The sequence below is a fragment of the Virgibacillus salinus genome (assembly GCF_900102415.1).
GTDB lineage: Bacteria > Bacillota > Bacilli > Bacillales > Amphibacillaceae > Lentibacillus > Lentibacillus subterraneus.
In genome coordinates, this window is record NZ_FNKD01000005.1 from 127,186 (window position 1) to 145,642 (window position 18,457).

Genomic DNA, 18,457 nt, shown 5'->3' on the forward strand with positions numbered 1-18,457 from the left:
ATATTGGAATAAAAAGCCGATATGAGGCGATGTGGTTTTTGTTTTGAGATGTTTTTTTGATTTTCTTTCCGTTGATGTTCGCGCTCTTCTGTCGATGTTTTGTTTTTATAATGATATTCCTTGTCTTATGCAAATATGTTCAAATTTATTTCTAAACAAAAAAGACCTGAAATAGCTTCCACACTATTTCAGGCAAGTTCATCATATAGTAATAGGGTAAAAAAATTACTTGCTAGCTCTTCATAATTTAGAAGAGACTTGAATCATGGCTAATTGAAAACACACTTGGTTCCAGGTCTGATGCTAATTCCGCTGGCTCTTGTGAGAATAGAAAGCCTGCTACTAGAAGTGTACCTAGTGATACTGTTGCAATTACTTTTTTCATTTATCTCCCCTCCTTTACAAATTAATCAATTCTTCATAGGTGACATTTGCTAATTTATAATATTTAACAGAGTCTTTATACTTATTTAACCTCTCAAAGTGCCTACCAAGCATCTTAGCGTAATCAACTAAATTAGCAAAGTCCTTATGCTTTTGTAGGTACGGAATAAATTCATTGATTACCAGTGTTTCAAACTTCTCATTATCTTGTCTTATAGCATAGTTATAAGAATTAATAACATAGTAATGAATTTTAAATGCTTCCTTATTTTTCATGTTATCTAATAATTCAATTCCATTATCAATCATTTCTCTTGTTTTATCAAAATCATATATTGAGTAATATTCCTTAATTAATGATGTAACTGCGGTCAATCGAGCATTCATGTCAACTTCAGGGTCATTTAACACCTCAACATAGTAGTGAATTGCCTTCTTTCTATCGCCTTTTGTAGAGTGTAAATACCCCAAATTCTGATTTGTCAGTTGGATGATCTGTCTATTCTTGCTCAGCTCACCTAAGTGTTTAGCTAAATTATGGTTCTTAATCGACTTATCATACATTCTTATTCTTCTGTATGAAATTCCCAAAACAATATGACATTGGGCACACCGGATAAAATTATATTGTTTACGAAAAATATCAATAGCTTTATCGGAGTATTCAATTGCTTCGAGTGTATTATGTAACTTACTATGTGTTACCGCTATTGTATATTGCAGATCTGCTATCTTTTCTTCTGATAATTCAAGTTGATTTAATTTCTCTTCTGCAATCTTATACATTCGCATTGCCTGGTTAAATTCATTTTTAGCTGTATTATAATTACCTTTAAACTTATACCAATAAAATAAATGTAAACTATCAAAAGTTCCAGACATATCAGCAAGTCTATTAATCTGAGTTAATGCCTCTTCAAATTCACTTAGGATTAAAAAATACCTTATTTTGTGAATTTCAAATAATATTAAACTGTCTGAGTGATGTTCATACATTAAACTATTTAATTCTTTGTATGTTTTTATTATTTCCTCTTTGTCATTAACCTCAAACAGCATTTCATACCATTGCTGGCACTTGTCCCTAATTGTTTCATCTGTTTCGTTATTCATTTGAATTCCAAGACGAGTACACAATAGGCTTATTACATTTGAGCTTGCCTCTGTTTTTTGGTTCTCTATTTTTGATAAGTATGCAAATGAGACAATTCCCTCAGCTAGCTCCGCTTGAGTCATTTCCTGTTTAATGCGGTGTAATTTGATATATGGACCTATTTCCATCTTTATACCCACCTCACTAGCTGAATTTAAACAAATATTATTTAAGCTTTCTATATTTCTATAATAACATATTTTCAAATAATTCATATTGGGAAAGTTGAGGGGTTTATATAGCAATTAACACCTTAAAAACTTGCCAACTTTCCTGTAACGAGGAAAGTTCGACATAAAAAGCCCTTTTATGCGCATTTAAGCGCAAAAAAAGGGCTTTGTCGAAAATTGTAAGCCTATTTACTTAGAACATTTCAGATGTCGTCTTACCTTGCATGTGGTGGATTAGGTAATCCGGACCACCGGCTTTTGAGTCTGTACCTGACATGTTGAAACCGCCAAATGGCTGGTATCCAACAATTGCAGCTGTACAGCCACGGTTGAAGTAAAGGTTTCCGACATGGAAGTCTTTACGTGCCTTTTCCTGGTGAACACGGTTGTTCGTGATTACTGCTCCAGTTAAACCGTAATCTGTGTTATTAGCAATTTCGATTGCTTCATCAAAGTCTTTTGCTTTTGTTAATCCAACAACTGGTCCGAAGATTTCCTCCTGCATAATGCGTGCTTCAGGATCAAGATCAGCAAATACAGTTGGATTTACAAACCAGCCTTTGCTATCATCGCCATCTCCACCAACAAGAAGTTTACCTTCTTTTTTACCAATTTCAACATAACTCATAATTTTATCATATGCACCTTGGTCAATAACTGGACCCATAAAGTGTGAGTTATCATGTGGATCACCAGCAGACTTTTCTTTTGTTAATGCTGCTACGCGATCTTTTACCTGATCATATACATCTTCATGTATTACAGCACGTGAACATGCTGAACATTTTTGGCCAGAGAATCCAAATGCTGATTGAACAATCGATTGTGCAGCAAGTTCAAGATCTGCTTCATTATCCACAACGATTGTATCTTTACCGCCCATTTCGATGATGGTACGCTTAAGCCACTTTTGACCCGGCTGTACTTTTGCAGCGCGTTCAAAGATACGGGTACCGACATCGCGAGAGCCAGTAAAGCTAATGAAACGAGTCCGTGGATGATCTACAAGATAGTCACCTACTTCACTTCCAGGTCCAGGAATATAGTTGATTACACCTGGAGGCATCCCTGCTTCTTCAAGTACTTCCATCAATTTATATGCAATAACAGGGGTTGTACTAGCTGGTTTTAATAATACAGTGTTACCTGAAACCATTGAAGCAACAGTTGTACCTGCCATAATTGCAAAAAGGAAATTCCATGGTGAAATAACCACACCAACACCTAATGGGATGTAATTGTATTGGTTATATTCGATTGGGCGACTATTAATTTCAACGCCATCTTTAAATTTGAGCATCTGACGTCCGTAATATTCCATGAAATCAATTGCTTCTGCTGTATCAGCATCCGCTTCTTTCCATGGTTTTCCGCCTTCTTTTATTAAATGTGCAGTGAATTCATGCTTACGGCGTCTAACAATTGCCGCTGAACGAAAAAGAATATCTGCACGGAATTTCGGATCTGACTTTCTCCACGTTTCAAACGTTGTGTCAGCAACTTTCATTGCCTGTTCAGCCAGTTCCTGATTAGCTTTTGATACATAACCCACAACTTCATCTTTTTTTGCAGGGTTTACTGATACGATCTTATCATCTGTTGTAATGCGTTCCCCACCAATGATTAATGGGTATTCTTTACCAAGATCAGCTTCAATCTTTTTAAGTGCTTCTAGCATTGCACTTCTATTTTCTTCTACGGTAAAGTCTGTAAAAGGTTCATGCTTGTAAGGTACTACCATGAAAAAACCTCCTTGAAATTCTCTATTACTCCATGATTGCGTTTTCATATAAAATGAGGGATGGAGCTTTCCCATCCCTCATTTTAACCGAATAGCCCAAACACTTCAACGAATCTAGTTTATTTATTTAGAAACCTTGGCTTATCGTTAAAGGTGTTTTTATAAAAACGTATTTCACTCTCTTAGAATCCCTTATACTTTGGAGGCCAGCCATAGTTATACAGTAAAAAAGTATTATACTTTATTACTTATCAAAAATATGGACAGTTGGTTCGTCTGCTCCTGCTTCCCGGTATATAATACTCTCCATTTTATTATTCGATTTGATTTTGACTTCGAGATCATAATAGTCCGAGAACATTTCTTTAACTAACTGGTACGTATACTGTGTAAAGCCTATGACTTCCCCTTTCCCATAAAACTCCAGCGGTATTTCAAGAGTAAGTTTTTTTAATTCTTCATTCTTGTAGAAGCCTTCACCGATAACACCCACATAATTTGGAAAGAATTCTTCAATCCTAGTACCGAAGTTTTGTACCAATTGTTGATGATCATAATATTTTTCTTTACCTTCATCAGAAGGGAAAAGAATATTTTCTTCATTTACTGTTTCCCATTCCCCAATCGTCATGTCACTGCCTTTTACACCTGTTTTGGCAACATAGCTTCCAGATACAGGTGACCCTTGATCTTCCTCTCTGTATAGGGTGATAAGAATTGGTATTTCAGCTAAGCCATCCATTTTACGTACGCGTTCAAGAACTGTTTGTGCGATTTCTTTTCCTTTTTTAAGCATCATAGATTTTGGGATTTCATGATGATAACTTGTTCCGCCAATTTCTGTTTGAAAAGTATATATTGACTTCATTGCTATTCCAATAGACATTCCAACTAATTCTACCGAATTATCTTCATTCTTCTTAAGAAAATTTTGTTCTAGAATGTGAGTTAGATATTTTGGATTATTTTCTTGCTGTTTTTTCGAACCATCATCTTTAATCGATGGGTTAAATGCCAAGGAGGACTCATATCTTATTTCCTCCTCCTTAGATTCAATTTGCTTCTCAGTTGCTTCCGGATAGCTTTCTTTAAAGTTAGCAACCGTATCCACTATTTGTTTTTCTGTCATTTCGCGATCCAGCCAATTGTACATCATATCCTCTTCAAGATATTGACCTTCTTCAAAAAAGTACTTTTCCGGGTCATAATATTCCTTCGAAAGGCGTCTTAATCCTTGTTCCATCTCATCAATATCGAGTCGATTACCCATCTGATTAACGATAACTCCACGAGATGCACTTGGTCGATATGGTAATATTGTTCGGTATTCCTCTTTAGAGAACTGATTGCTTGAGACGATGGATGTATTTTCTTCTGATTCATCTTCTTGTTTAACAACCTCATCATCATTGATGCTTGGGCTACAGCTCGTTAAGACCAGTAGGGTACCTAACAACCAAACAATAATTTTATTCAAAGCGCTCCACTCCTTAACTATCTAGGACATCTCTAAGTTGTTCTTCGGTCCAAATCGAAATCTCGAGCTTCTGAGCTTTTTCTAATTTCGATCCGGCTTCTTCCCCCGCTATGACAATGTCCGTTTTTTTGCTCACACTACCAGTCACAGACCCGCCAAGTTGTTCGATAGCATTTTTTGCTTCTGTCCGTGTGAATAGCTCCATTTTGCCTGTAAGAACTACCGTTTTCCCCGAAAAAGGAGTATCCTCAGCAATATCTTGTTTCTTCGGTCCTTTGTACTCCATATTCACGTCTAATGTATTTAACTCACGAAGGAGATCTTTGACTTCTTCTTCGGCAAAATAACGGACAATTGAGTCAGCCATCACTTCACCCATTTCATTTATGTTAATGATATCATCAAATGTCGCCTGTTGTAAGGCTTCCATTGTTTCAAAATGGGCTGCAAGTGTTTTTGCTGCTTTCGAACCAACGAAACGAATTCCTAATCCAAAAAGCAAACGTTCCAGCGAGTTATCTTTTGATGCATCGATTGCTTTTAATAAATTATCAACCGATTTCTCGCCCATCCGTTCCAATTCCAGCAGGTCAGCCCGCTCCAAACGATAGAGATCAGCAATCGTTTGAATCAATTCTTCCTGAAATAGTTGAATGATTACCTTTTCCCCTAGGCCATCAATGTTCATTGCATTACGGGAGACAAAATGGATTAGTCCTTCTTTTAACTGTGCAGGGCAGTTTGGATTAATACAGCGTAATGCTACTTCCTCTTCCAAGCGAACGAGTTCACTACCACATGCAGGACATTCATCCGGCATATGAAATTCCTGTTCATGACCTGTTCGCTTATCCTCCACAGAACGAATAACTTCTGGAATAATGTCTCCAGCTTTTTTAATAACAACAGTATCACCGATGCGAATGTCCTTTTCGCGAATTAAGTCTTCGTTATGCAACGATGCCCGTTTTACGATTGTTCCAGCTACTTTTACTGGTTCTAATATTGCCGTAGGGGTGACCACACCAGTTCTTCCAACACTTAATTCTATATCATGCAGTGTCGTTACTACCTCTTCTGCAGGGAATTTATATGCTATTGCCCAACGTGGACTTTTCGCCGTAAACCCAAGTTCCTCTTGCTGTGTCAAATTATCAACTTTTATCACGATACCATCAATTTCATAATTTAAATTTGGCCGTTCATTTTCCCAATACTCTACATATTCAATGACTTCATCGATGGTTTCGCACTTTTTCCACTCCGGATTGGTCTTAAATCCTAGCTTCTTCAAATAATCCAGACGTTCACTATGGGATTCCAATGTACCTGCATCCCACTCTCCGACACCATATAAAAATATATCCAGATTCCTTTTTGCTGCAATTTTTGGGTCAAGTTGCCGCAGTGAACCTGCTGCAGCATTCCTTGGGTTGGCAAATGGTTCTTCTTCTTTTTCTTCGCGTTCGTTGTTTAATGCAATAAATGACTTATGTGGCATAAATGCTTCCCCACGTACTTCGATTGTTTCTTTTTCTTTAATCTTAAGCGGAATACTGCCAATAGTTTTAAGATTACTTGTAATATCCTCGCCAATTGTTCCATCACCACGAGTGGCACCGCGAACAAACTTGCCATCTTCATATAATAATGAAATGGCAAGTCCATCTATTTTCAGCTCACATACATAAGCTATAGCGTCATCCGTCCCTTGACTGGCACGTCGGGCGAAGTCACGCAAATCAGTCGCATTAAAGGCATTACCCAAGCTCAGCATTGGCACATTATGCCGTACCTTTTGAAAAGCATCCAACGGTTCACCGCCAACACGCTGTGTAGGTGATTCAGGTGAAATTAGTTCAGGAAATTCTTCCTCTAAATTACGCAATTCCTGCATTTTTTGATCATATTCTGCATCAGGTACACTTGGATTATCAAGTACATGATATTCATAATTGTATTGATGAAGCATTTCTGTCAGCTCATTAATTTTCTCTTGTGCTTGTGGTTTATCCATTAACAAGCACCTCCTTATTCTTTCGTAATTGGAGCGAATTTGGCTAACACACGTTTGATTCCCGTTGGTGCTGGAAAGGCGATATCCATTTCCATTGCTTCTCCTTCACCTTGAACCTTAACAACAGTACCAACACCCCACTTATTGTGTTTCGCTTTGTCACCTGGTCCCCATGATTCGCTTTCTGCACCAGTCGTATGCTGCATTTTTTCGGCACGTCGTTTAACAGGTGAAGGTTTATCTGGTGATTTTGAAATAGAACCATACATAGTAGCACGAGCCTGCTCAATTCCGTCTATGAGCTCTTCCGGAATTTCATTAATGAATCGGCTAATGGGATTCATATTTGTTCGGCCGTATAAGGTACGCATTTTTGCATGTGTTAAGTATAGCTGTTGTTCAGCTCGTGTAATTCCAACGTATGCTAAACGGCGTTCTTCTTCCATCTCATCATTATCAAACATCGATCTGCTGTGTGGAAACACATTCTCCTCCAAACCGATTAAAAAGACGACAGGAAATTCTAGGCCTTTGGCAGCGTGCAATGTCATTAAAGTAATCTTCTCTTCATTTTCAGAGTCTTCCTCATCATCAACACGATCTAAATCAGCTATCAATGCTAAGTCAGTCAAAAATGCAACAAGTGTCTTATCCTCACTAACCTTTTCGAAATCCTGTGTTACTGTTTTGAATTCTTCCAGGTTTTCAATACGACTTTGTGATTCTATTGTTCGTTCATTTTTCAGCACCTGTTCATAGCCTGTACGCTGTAAGATTGCTTCAACCATATCTGTCGCTGTTAAAAATTCCTGCTGCTGTGAGAGTGATTTAATTAAATTACCAAATTCCGCTAGCGCATTTGCAGCCTTTTTTGGAACACCGGTAAAATCAACTTCTTTTACCGCTTGATAAAATGAAATATCATGCTGCGCGGAATAGGCACGCAATCTTTCTACAGATGTTTTTCCAATACCCCGTTTGGGTGCGTTAACCACACGTTCAAAGCTCAAATCATCATCAGGGTTTGTAATCAGCCGTAAGTAAGCAACCATATCCTTAATTTCTTTACGATCATAGAACTTTGTTCCGCCCACCATTTGATAGGCAATATTCGACTTCATAAAAGTATCCTCAACAGCACGTGATTGGGCATTTGTTCGGTATAATATCGATATATCATTCGGTGAAAAGCCTTCCTCACGTATTAATTCCTGGATTTTATCCGTTACAAATAATGCTTCCTCTTGTTCGGTTGCACCTTGAAAATAATGGATATTCTTGCCTTCTGCATTCTCAGTCCAAAGATTCTTCGGTTTCCGTCCTGAATTATGCTCAATTACTTTATTCGCTGCAGAAAGAATTGATTTAGTCGAACGGTAATTTTGTTCAAGAAAAACAGTTCTTGCTGACGGATAGTCTTTTTCAAATGACAAGATATTTGCAATATCAGCTCCACGCCAGCCATAAATAGATTGATCAGAATCCCCAACAACACATAGGTTCTGAAAACGATTTGCCAGCTGCTGCACTAAATAGTATTGGGCATGATTCGTATCCTGATACTCATCCACATGAATGTACTGAAATCTGCGCTGGTAATATTCCAATACTTCCGGAATCCTTTTGAATAAATGGATTGTCTGCATTATCAAATCATCAAAATCGAGTGATTGATTCTTTTGCAAGGTTTTCTGATATCTGTCATATACCTGTGAGACTTGCCGTTCGAAAAAGTCACTGACATTCTTGCTGTATTCCTCAGGTGTTATTAATTCATTTTTTGCTGAACTAATCGATCCCAGCATTGCACGCGGCTCAAACTTTTTCGGATCAATATTAAGATCTTTTAGCGTTTGTTTGATAACAGATAATTGGTCACTGCTATCAAGAATAGTGAAGTTACGGCTATACCCTATCCGATCAATATCTTTTCGTAAAATACGTACACACATCGAGTGGAAGGTTGATACCCAAATTTGGCCACTTCCCATTCCAACAAGTTTATGTACACGTTCCTTCATTTCGCGTGCTGCTTTATTTGTAAATGTTATCGCCAGGACACTTTTTGGCGAAACTTCTTTTTCACGAAGCAAATAGGCAATACGGTGTGTAAGCACTCGTGTTTTACCACTTCCCGCTCCTGCCATAATAAGTAATGGTCCGTCTGTATGTTTAACAGCCTGTTGCTGTTCCTTGTTTAATCCACTTAGTAAGTCACCCATCATTTGACTCACAATGACACCACCTTAATCCATATCGTTAACTGCTTTAACAGTTTTTAATGCTTTTTTTATATCTGTATAAATGCTATTTCCAACTATTATCGTATCGGCATGTTCTTTCATTTCACGAGCTTGGAAACTGTTTTCAATACCTCCACCATAAAATAGTTTTGTGTTACTTAGTTGTTCCTTCACCTTTTTCACAAGTGACGGATCGCCATATGTACCACTGTATTCCATATAGAAAATCGGTAAATGGAAAACGCGCTCAGCCATGTATGCATATGCTGTCACATCGTCTTCATCTGGCATTTCACAGTTTGTTTTCGTAAAAGCCTTGGCTTCTTGATTTAAAATACAATAACCCTCTACAAACATTTCATTCCAGTCCATAATATCCTTATATTCCTTGATTGCTTGATGCTGCAAATCCATCATCCATTTTTTCTCGGTACTGTTGACAACCATTGGAATGAAATAGAAGTCAAATCCCGGTGTAACAGCATCCATGTTGGATATTTCTAAAGCACATGGAACTGTATGCCGGCGCACTCGTGAGAGCAAATCCAGCACTCCATCCAATGTAACATTATCAGTTCCTCCAACAATAACCGCGTCTGTACCAGATTCACATATCATATCCAGGTGCTCGTCCGATATTTCTTTAGCAGGATCCAGTTTAAATAAATGCTTCCATGTGTTCAATGTATAATTCAACGTCAAAATCCTCCATATTCAAAAATTGGATCAGCTCATTCAGCGTTATAGTATATCATTCTTAAAGTATACCAAAAATCAGGCATAGAAATTAGGATAAAGTTTAATGTTTTTGGGTTTTTTTAAGAAGGAGGCTAATAATGTGGAAAATAAGGATGGCTCTCTAACCACGCAGTTGGAATATACTCGCTTTCACCACTCTGGGTACAAAGGCGACATTTGCTCAATCTAACGCTTTCACAGTGTCTTCCTTAGCCGTGGGCTCACCACGAGCCTCCGACGCATAGAACGCTTGCTGTGGAGTCTCTTAGGATCGCTGTCCCACAGGAGTCTCGCATATTCCAACTGCTTGTTTAAATGGTTTCAAAATCTTGCTTTTTTCCGTCACAATATATATTTTGATTTATCAAGATAAAGAGGGCAAAGTCAAGCGCAGGAAACACTCGAAGACTCTTGCTCGTCACCGGCTAAAACCGGTCACGTCCTGTGACCAACGCCGGTACTAGAACATCCTGTTCATCGAAGCAACAGCTGAAGAACCCGCAGGAAGCGGTTTTTGCTTTCGAGGAAGCTGAAGCGTTGCCCTAAGGTGCGCGTAGTGTATTTCCGGAGCGGTGCTATAGCACTTAATTCTCTTCCACATTATGTCGCAGTCATTCATTAGAAACAATCTCTCAGAGAAAAATGCCGCTACCTCAACGAGATAGCGGCATTTGTTATTCTTCCTCGTCCTCGTCCATAATCCGATCTAAAACCAGCTGATAACCATCACTGCCAAAGTTAATACATCTCCGAACACGTGATATAGTAGCGGTTGAGGCATTCGTTTCCTTTTCGATAACATTGTATGTGTGACCTTCAGTTAACATTTTTGCAACTTGCAATCGCTGGGCAATAGAGTGTATTTCTGACATTGTTGCAATATCATCAAAAAATTTATAGCATTCCTCACGATTCTTAAGTGACAGAATAGCATCACACATTTGATCTAACTGTTTTCCGCGTAGCTTATCAATTTGCACAACGAAACCCCCTGATTCATACTAATTCGATATATTTACAGATTGATCGATTCCTGGGCTTGATGGAACAACGTTGACCCATGTTTTACCTTGAACAAATTCAACTGGCTGACCATCCTTTACAGGGATTATTCGCCCGTCACGATTCTCCCATTGTACCTCCTGAACCTTTCCTTTATGAATAAGATACCCATTGCCGCCTGAAGTTATATCAATTGCACGACGACCTGCGTCATCAATAACTTCATGATATGTCTCCACAATGAATATATTGTCAACCTGTATTGGCTCTTCAGAATTCAATTCAACTGTTTTCTTCCGATCGCTGTATCGTGTATATTTTTCATTTTTTTCATCATATTCATATTCAACAATTTCCATTGGGCTGTCGGAATACACAATTTCAACATGGTTTGCTGCCTCACCTGAAATGTTTTTCGTTTTATCTTCTGATAAGAACGGTAGTGGCTTGTATGAATGTTTAACATCATATCCTTTTTGTGATGCTACGTCATATACTGCTCCAAATTGCAAATACGAATTATGCGGTGCCCGTCGGAAAGATTCCCGTTTGAACAAGTGGCCGTCATTATCGTAAATAGCGCCATCTAAGTGTTCAATACCGCGCTTTTTAATCATATCATTTACGAAATTCGCTGCACCGTGATAAATATATAACGCGTCATACCTATCTGCCATTTCAAAATAATATTCACGCGCACTTCTTACCGGACCCACAACATCTGGCTTTTCGCTTTGAAACATAGCCAGTAAACGAGTGATTTTTCCTTCTGCCAAAAATTCAAACACTACATCTGCACTGGAAAGACCGGTTTGCGGTCGAGCTTTAGTATGATTATTAATCATAACACTGACTATGCGATCATTTACTTTTTGATCTGTTTTAATTCCTGTTAGTGGGAATGTATTTGATTTTTCAGCTTCCTTAGGATCCGGTACCTGATCTTTCTCTTCCACTGCGTTATCTTTTGTCCCATTATCTTCAGCTTCCTGCTTTTCGTCTGAACAAGCTGCAAGCAAGACGAACATTAACAATAACAGGAGGTAAAATAGTGCCTTCTTCATATCCCCACCTCTTTCTACTAAAATACTTATACTTTTAATTCATTATACGCTATCGCATGTTAGCTGGGAAGAGGACTTCACGTTTCTTAACGTCCATAATTCCTTGTTGTGTAATGCGAATGTATGGAAGATGGGTTGAAGACAGGAATAAAATCGAATATATTGGGTCAGTAAAACGATAGCCAAATTCTTTCAGCAAGCTTTTTAGCTGCTTTTCTTTTTCCATTAATTCCTTCATTTCTCCGGCAAACATGCTTCCTGCCAACCGAAGTGGCAATTCAAAAATAATTTCACCTTGATGCACCAATACAATTCCTCCACCAAGCTCTTTAATGCGTTCCCAAGCAATGAGCATATCAGGTTTACTTTTACCGATAAAAACAAGATCACCTGTTGTCGAGAAGGAGCTTGCTAATGCACCTAATTGATTTGTAAATCCCCTAATCGCAGTATTGACACGCCATTTCCCTTTTCGATCTACTAATAAAAGAAATGCGTCATCGTATTTGTCTGATATTACATCAAGTGTTACGTCAGTTTCAATAGGATATGGATTAATAATTACCTCATTTACCATCTTTAGGCCGATTGGCACTGAAAATTGCAAGTCCTCCATCGTTAGATCCCAATCAAAAGTAAGTGGTTCTATTTCATATTTTCCCCAGTTAATTCTGGAAGTGGTGTTCTGTTCCTCATTATCTTTTAAAATCCATTCGCCCTTTGCTAAAACGCTTATTGGGTGCGGGTTTGATTTTCCTTTAATAAAGTTAATGTTTGCAATTCGGCCTGGCGCAATACTTCCTAGCTCCTCATGCAACCCATAATGCTTAGCGACATTAATTGATGCCATACAATATGCATCCGCAACAGGAATACCCTTTTCAATGGCAATTTCTATACAAACATTCATTACTCCATTTTCATAGAATGAAGGGGTTGCTCCATCAGTTGTCATGGTAATATTATCAAAGGTTTGCAGGTTCTCTGCAAGAATTTCATCTATCAATTTTGGCAAGTCAGGGCGGATAGATGAATATCGCAAACCAACCTGATAGCCAAGCTGCAAACGTTTAATCGCTTCTTGTCCAGTCATTGCTTCATGTTCTGCAGAAATACCCAGCAATTTCATCTTCGTTAACGTCTTTTCGGAAGCGCCAGGCAAATGTCCTTCCATTGGCTTACCTAACCTTTTGGCCTCTTGAATCCAGTATAGCAGACGATCATCACCTGCAAGCAGACTTGGCCATGATGTCAGTTCTCCGCCTTGCAGGACTGATTCATGCTCCAACCAAGATAGTACATTTTCCGTACTGAAAAGCTCTTTCTCATCTTGCAATGCCGTTTGCGAATCGAACCGGGCCCACCAATACATCGAAATAGGCAGCCTATTAAACTCCTCTAATATAGAAAACGCTTTCTTTTTATCTAACAAAAAATTCCACATTAAGTTGTCGTTTATCAATGTAGTTGTTCCATATTTAGCCGCGTGAAAAGCAAGAGACTCCGGATTATACAGCTGGTATGGATGTGCATGCGGCTCCATGTATCCAGGTACAAGAAATAATCCTTCACAGTCTATCACTTCGGTAGTTATATTATTTTCAGGAAGTTTATCACCAACATAGACAATGCGATCGTTAAATATCCAAATGTTCGCACGTAACCATTGCTTCGTATATGTGTTTAAATATGTTCCATTTTTTAAAAGAATTGTTGGTGCAACTTTTCCATCTAGAACAGCAACATGTTCTCTCAGTTCACGGTTTCTCCAGTAATATCCATTTTGTAGCATATAGCAACGCTCCAATATATAATTTTTTCCATCTTAACATATTTTTCGCTTTAGAACTGTAAAGTTTTTGTATATTAAATTGAAAGTTTTGTGACGAGGGAGGTGAGGGTGAACGAAAGCCCAAGTGCATATTTTGCTATCTTGGGCTCATTCCATTTTTACTTATTTTTTTCCGATATCTCTTCGATAAATAAATTCATTTGATAAGGCAAGAGAATCTAAACATTTATATGAATCTTCTACTGCATTTGATAAGTTCGAACCTTTTGCCCCTACTAGAAGAACTCTTCCACCATCTGAAACAAGGCCTGAGTCTGTTTTCCTTGTTCCGGCCTGAATAACAAATCCGCCTGCGCATGGCTGTATTCCAGTTAGCGGAATTTCCTTTTTATATGAACCTGGATAGCCCTTTGCTGCAACTACAACTCCTGTACAGCTTTTTTCTTCCCATTGGAGAACTGGATCTTTTCCATTCATTATATCCAGGAAAACTTGCAGGAGATCATTTGTTAATAACGGTAGTACTACTTGGGTTTCCGGATCACCGAAGCGCGTATTAAACTCGATTACTTTTGGTCCATTCTCAGTCATCATCAAACCTGCATACAGAATTCCAGTGAATGGTCGTCCCTCATTCATTAAACCATCAGCTGTTTTTTGAAGGATTTTGTCTACTGTATAATCCAAGGTTTCTTGTGAGATATCCTGGACGGGAGCATAAGCACCCATACCACCGGTGTTTGGCCCTTGATCATTGTCATGTGCCCGTTTGTGGTCACGAGCTGGAATCATCGGATACACGTTACTTTCATGGACAAATGCCATTAGCGAAAATTCCTTCCCAATAAGGCATTCTTCTATTACTACTGTAGCACCCGCTTCAGCAAAAGCTTTATTGACCAGCATTTCGTCAACAGCTTCAATTGCTTCCTTATCAGTTTCAGCAACAACAACCCCTTTTCCAGCTGCAAGTCCGTCCGCTTTAACTACAATCGGTGCACCTTTTGTTTCAATATATTTTTTCGCATCATAGGCATCAGTAAAACTAGCATGTTCAGCTGTTGGAATATCATATTTTCGCATAAGTGATTTCGCAAAACGCTTACTACCTTCTAATAAAGCTGCTTCCTTTGTAGGGGCAAAAATAGACAGGTTTTCTTCCTGAAATCGATTAGCAATCCCTGCCAGTAATGGGTTCTCTGGTCCGACAATCGTGAGGTCGATGGTATTCTTTTTAGCAAAATTAATTAGACGATCGATGTCCATTTCTGAAATATTCACACATGTGGCCAATTCAGCAATTCCTCCATTACCTGGAGCCGCATATAACTGATTGATATTATTGTTTTTGGCTAAATCAATCACGATACTGTGCTCACGTCCGCCTTGTCCGACAACTAATATATTCATTAATAACACCCTTTATGTTTAATGTTTAAAATGCCGCATCCCTGTATATACCATGGAAATTCCGTATTTGTTACACATATCAATCGAGTCCTGATCACGCTTGGATCCGCCTGGCTGAATTACTGCTGTTATGCCAGCTTTTGCTGCTATCTCAACAGTGTCTGGCATTGGGAAAAATGCATCTGATGCCATTACTGCATCTTTTGCCTTCTCTTCAGCCTGTTCAAGCGCAATATCTGCAGCTCCTACGCGATTCATTTGCCCTGCACCAACACCAACCGTTTGCAGTCCTTTAGCCAGAACGATTGCATTTGACTTCACATGCTTAACTGCTTTCCAAGCAAATAACAGGTCCTTGATTTCATCCTCAGAAGGTTTTTTATCCGTTGGAAATGTAAGGTCCTTTTGTTCTACCTCTGCGTCATCATTACTTTGAATTAACACGCCGCCTTTTATCGTTGTCAGCTTGTGATAGGTTGACTGCTCATTAACCATTGCCAATTCAAGCAATCTTATATTTTTCTTTTTCGTTAAAACAGCTAGTGCGTCGTCGGTAAATTCCGGTGCAATAACAATCTCCAGAAAAATTCCGCTCAATTGGGTTGCTAACTCAACATCAATTTTACGGTTGCAAGCAACAATCCCTCCAAAAATAGAAACAGGATCAGCTTCATATGCCTTGGAGAAAGCTCGGTTAATCCCCTCTGCAACACCAATTCCACATGGATTCATATGCTTCACGGCCACTGCAGTAGGGCTTCCATATTCAGCAATTATTTCAAGGGCTGCATTTGCGTCCTGTATATTGTTATAGGAAAGCTCTTTTCCATGTAATTGTTTTGCTGAAGCCAGACTCATTGCGGTTTCAGTTGGATTTTTATAAAATGCGGCTGTTTGATGTGGATTCTCTCCATAACGTAAAGTCTGTGCTTTTTCATATGTAATGGTATAATTTTCAGGAAAAGCATCCTCGGTAAAATAACTAGCAATCATTGAATCATATTGTGCTGTATGCCGAAATACTTTTGCAGCAAGCTTTTTCCGTTCCGTTTTGTCTAACCTATTCTCTTGTATAGATTTCAGAGTGCTATCGTAGTCATCTGGATCGACAACAACCGTTACATCCGCAAAACTTTTTGCAGCAGCACGTAACATTGTAGGTCCACCAACATCAATGTTTTCAATGACTTCTTCTTCAGTTACATCCAATTGATCAAACGTTTGTTTAAATGGATAAAGGTTAACCACCACCATATCAATTAGATCAATGTCACTTTCTGTAAGCTGCTTCTGATGATCAGCATTATCGCGTTTCGCAAGTAACCCCGCATGAATTATCGGATGCAATGTTTTTACACGGCCACCCAGCATTTCCGGAAAACCTGTTACATCTTCTACTGCAGTAGCCTGAATACCTGCTTCAGTTAATTTATTCAGCGTACCACCTGTTGAAATAATTTCATAATCTAAATCAACTAGACCTTTGGCAAAATTGGTAATATTATCTTTGTCAGATACGCTAATAAGTGCTCTTTTTTTCATATGTTTAGCTCCTCACTTATTGGATATTATGTTCGTTGTGGATGCTTGTCGCTCGAGTTTCGGTGCTTCTCGCTCGAGTTCAGGTGCTTCTCGCTCGAGTTCGGGTGCTTGTCGCTCGAGTTTACTTCCTCACACTATTCCTTCATCAACCGATTGATAATTTTTGGGTACAACCTATGCTCCACTTGCTGAATTCGCTCTTTCAACGTTTCCTCTGTGTCACCGCTGAAAACTTCTACCGATTTCTGTGCGATTACTGGCCCAGTATCAATTCCTTCATCAATATAGTGAACAGTTACACCAGTATTACTAACACCTGCTTTATAGGCTTGACCAATAGCATCTTTTCCAGGGAAATCTGGAAGCAATGACGGATGAATATTAATAATTTTATTTTCATAGGCGTGTAATAGAGTTGGTCCAACAATTCGCATGTATCCGGCTAAAAATATCCATGAGATGTCTGCTTGTTGCATCCTACGTACAACTTCCTTCTCGTAATCGGATTTAGAAGCATACTTCTTGGGGTCAAAAACGAACGTCGGGACACCGAACCTTTCCGCTTTTTCTAGTACACTGGCACCAGGTTTATCACAAACAAGTAGCGAAACATCACACAGAAGGTCGTTTTTTTCCATGATTGCCTGAAAATTACTGCCTGAACCTGATGCGAATACAGCAGCTCTTATCTTATTCATGATGTAAAATGCACCCCTTCGTTTGATGTAACCTTCCCTATAACGGAGGCTGTTTCTCCTTGTTCCTGTAGGCAATTTAGTACGTCATCAACATCTTCCTCGGCAATGACGATTGCCATACCAATTCCCATGTTAAATACGCTGTACATATCCTCATCAGGAATATCACCCTGCTTTTGCAAAAAAGAAAATATCGCGGGACGTTGCCAGCTTGAATGATTAATCTCTACTCCAAGTCCTTCAGGCAACATGCGTGGCAGATTTTCGTAAAAACCTCCACCTGTAATATGTGAAATTCCTTTGATTGATATTTTTTTCATGACAGCAGAAACTGCCTTTGCATAAATCCTGGTAGGAGTTAACAGTGTATCTCCTAGTGACTCTGACAGCCCTTCATATATTTTCGTTAAATCAAGATCCTCTACTAGTTTCCTTACCAATGAATAGCCATTCGAGTGAATTCCACTTGACGCCAATCCAATAATGGCATCACCAGAATTAATTTCGTCCCCTGTAATTAAACGGGACTTTTCAGCAATGCCTACTGTAAAACCTGCCAAGTCATATTCATCATCACTATACATACCGGGCATTTCAGCAGTCTCACCACCAATTAAGGCTGCACCTGCATCAACACACCCATTGGAAATTCCAGAAACAATTTGCTCGATCATTTCGGGGTTGTTCTTACCGCATGCTATATAGTCCAGGAAAAATAACGGCTGTGCACCTTGTGCAACAATGTCATTGACACACATAGCAACAAGATCTTCGCCAACTGTATCATGCTTTCCTAATTGGAAGGCCAGTTTCAGTTTGGTTCCGACGCCATCGGTCCCTGAAACCATAACAGGTTCTTTGTAATTGAATGAGGATAGCTCAAACAAACCAGCAAATGCCCCAATACCGCCCAGTACTTCCGGCCGGGATGTTTTGGCTACATGCTTTTTCATTCGTTCAACGGCTTCATATCCCTTATTAACATCGACACCGGCATTTTTATAAACGTTTGACATGTTTGACACA

General features: G+C 38.9%; 14 protein-coding genes. All 14 read right to left on the reverse strand.

The window, feature by feature from the left end; translation table 11 throughout:
- Positions 1-247: 247 nt before the first annotated feature.
- On the reverse strand, positions 248-385 hold the full coding sequence (locus tag BLS02_RS19085) for a hypothetical protein (RefSeq protein WP_175559529.1): 138 nt from the start codon (positions 383-385) through the stop codon (positions 248-250).
- A 14-nt stretch (positions 386-399) separates the two neighbouring features.
- Positions 400-1,665, reverse strand: a complete 1,266-nt coding sequence (locus tag BLS02_RS17770) for a helix-turn-helix domain-containing protein (protein ID WP_092494370.1) — start codon at positions 1,663-1,665, stop codon at positions 400-402.
- A gap of 235 nt (positions 1,666-1,900) precedes the next feature.
- On the reverse strand, positions 1,901-3,448 hold the full coding sequence (gene pruA, locus BLS02_RS17775; RefSeq protein WP_092494371.1) for an L-glutamate gamma-semialdehyde dehydrogenase: 1,548 nt from the start codon (positions 3,446-3,448) through the stop codon (positions 1,901-1,903).
- 244 nt (positions 3,449-3,692) lie between these two features.
- On the reverse strand, positions 3,693-4,925 hold the full coding sequence (locus BLS02_RS17780) for a CamS family sex pheromone protein (RefSeq protein ID WP_092494372.1): 1,233 nt from the start codon (positions 4,923-4,925) through the stop codon (positions 3,693-3,695).
- 13 nt (positions 4,926-4,938) lie between these two features.
- On the reverse strand, positions 4,939-6,942 hold the full coding sequence (gene ligA, locus BLS02_RS17785; RefSeq protein WP_092494373.1) for an NAD-dependent DNA ligase LigA: 2,004 nt from the start codon (positions 6,940-6,942) through the stop codon (positions 4,939-4,941).
- Positions 6,943-6,956: 14 nt separating this feature from the next.
- Positions 6,957-9,167: a DNA helicase PcrA gene (pcrA, locus tag BLS02_RS17790; RefSeq protein WP_439144729.1), complete on the reverse strand. Its 2,211-nt coding sequence runs from the start codon at positions 9,165-9,167 to the stop codon at positions 6,957-6,959.
- Positions 9,168-9,188: 21 nt separating this feature from the next.
- Entirely contained in the window at positions 9,189-9,881 is a 693-nt protein-coding gene (locus tag BLS02_RS17795) for a heptaprenylglyceryl phosphate synthase (protein ID WP_245736129.1), read from the reverse strand.
- Positions 9,882-10,597: 716 nt separating this feature from the next.
- Positions 10,598-10,903 (reverse strand): YerC/YecD family TrpR-related protein, encoded by a 306-nt coding sequence (locus BLS02_RS17800; protein WP_092494375.1) that lies wholly within the window; start codon positions 10,901-10,903, stop codon positions 10,598-10,600.
- 21 nt (positions 10,904-10,924) lie between these two features.
- Positions 10,925-11,989 (reverse strand): DUF3048 domain-containing protein, encoded by a 1,065-nt coding sequence (locus tag BLS02_RS17805; RefSeq protein WP_092494376.1) that lies wholly within the window; start codon positions 11,987-11,989, stop codon positions 10,925-10,927.
- 49 nt (positions 11,990-12,038) lie between these two features.
- The gene (locus tag BLS02_RS17810; RefSeq protein ID WP_092494377.1) at positions 12,039-13,781 is read right to left on the reverse strand and encodes an adenine deaminase C-terminal domain-containing protein; all 1,743 of its coding nucleotides are present in this window, start codon (positions 13,779-13,781) and stop codon (positions 12,039-12,041) included.
- Between the two features lie 162 nt (positions 13,782-13,943).
- The gene (gene purD, locus BLS02_RS17815) at positions 13,944-15,191 is read right to left on the reverse strand and encodes a phosphoribosylamine--glycine ligase (protein ID WP_092494378.1); all 1,248 of its coding nucleotides are present in this window, start codon (positions 15,189-15,191) and stop codon (positions 13,944-13,946) included.
- A gap of 18 nt (positions 15,192-15,209) precedes the next feature.
- A complete protein-coding gene (purH, locus tag BLS02_RS17820) occupies positions 15,210-16,733 on the reverse strand; it encodes a bifunctional phosphoribosylaminoimidazolecarboxamide formyltransferase/IMP cyclohydrolase (RefSeq protein ID WP_092494379.1) in 1,524 nt (507 codons plus the stop codon).
- Between the two features lie 134 nt (positions 16,734-16,867).
- The gene (gene purN, locus BLS02_RS17825; protein WP_092494380.1) at positions 16,868-17,431 is read right to left on the reverse strand and encodes a phosphoribosylglycinamide formyltransferase; all 564 of its coding nucleotides are present in this window, start codon (positions 17,429-17,431) and stop codon (positions 16,868-16,870) included.
- Complete coding sequence (gene purM / locus BLS02_RS17830; protein WP_092494381.1) at positions 17,428-18,447, reverse strand: phosphoribosylformylglycinamidine cyclo-ligase; 1,020 nt, start codon at positions 18,445-18,447, stop codon at positions 17,428-17,430. Before purM ends, purN begins: the two co-directional genes overlap by 4 nt.
- Positions 18,448-18,457: the final 10 nt, after the last annotated feature.

Bases quoted from the DNA above. Each gene is read 5' to 3' on its own strand.
- BLS02_RS17770 (WP_092494370.1), bottom strand. From the start codon at position 1,665: ATGGAAATAGGTCCATATATCAAATTACACCGCATTAAACAGGAAATG.
- pruA (WP_092494371.1), bottom strand. From the start codon at position 3,448: ATGGTAGTACCTTACAAGCATGAACCTTTTACAGACTTTACCGTAGAA.
- purD (WP_092494378.1), bottom strand. From the start codon at position 15,191: ATGAATATATTAGTTGTCGGACAAGGCGGACGTGAGCACAGTATCGTG.
- ligA (WP_092494373.1), bottom strand. From the start codon at position 6,942: ATGGATAAACCACAAGCACAAGAGAAAATTAATGAGCTGACAGAAATG.
- BLS02_RS17810 (WP_092494377.1), bottom strand. From the start codon at position 13,781: ATGCTACAAAATGGATATTACTGGAGAAACCGTGAACTGAGAGAACAT.
- purH (WP_092494379.1), bottom strand. From the start codon at position 16,733: ATGAAAAAAAGAGCACTTATTAGCGTATCTGACAAAGATAATATTACC.
- purM (WP_092494381.1), bottom strand. From the start codon at position 18,447: ATGTCAAACGTTTATAAAAATGCCGGTGTCGATGTTAATAAGGGATAT.
- BLS02_RS19085 (WP_175559529.1), bottom strand. From the start codon at position 385: ATGAAAAAAGTAATTGCAACAGTATCACTAGGTACACTTCTAGTAGCA.
- pcrA (WP_439144729.1), bottom strand. From the start codon at position 9,167: ATGATGGGTGACTTACTAAGTGGATTAAACAAGGAACAGCAACAGGCT.
- BLS02_RS17805 (WP_092494376.1), bottom strand. From the start codon at position 11,989: ATGAAGAAGGCACTATTTTACCTCCTGTTATTGTTAATGTTCGTCTTG.
- purN (WP_092494380.1), bottom strand. From the start codon at position 17,431: ATGAATAAGATAAGAGCTGCTGTATTCGCATCAGGTTCAGGCAGTAAT.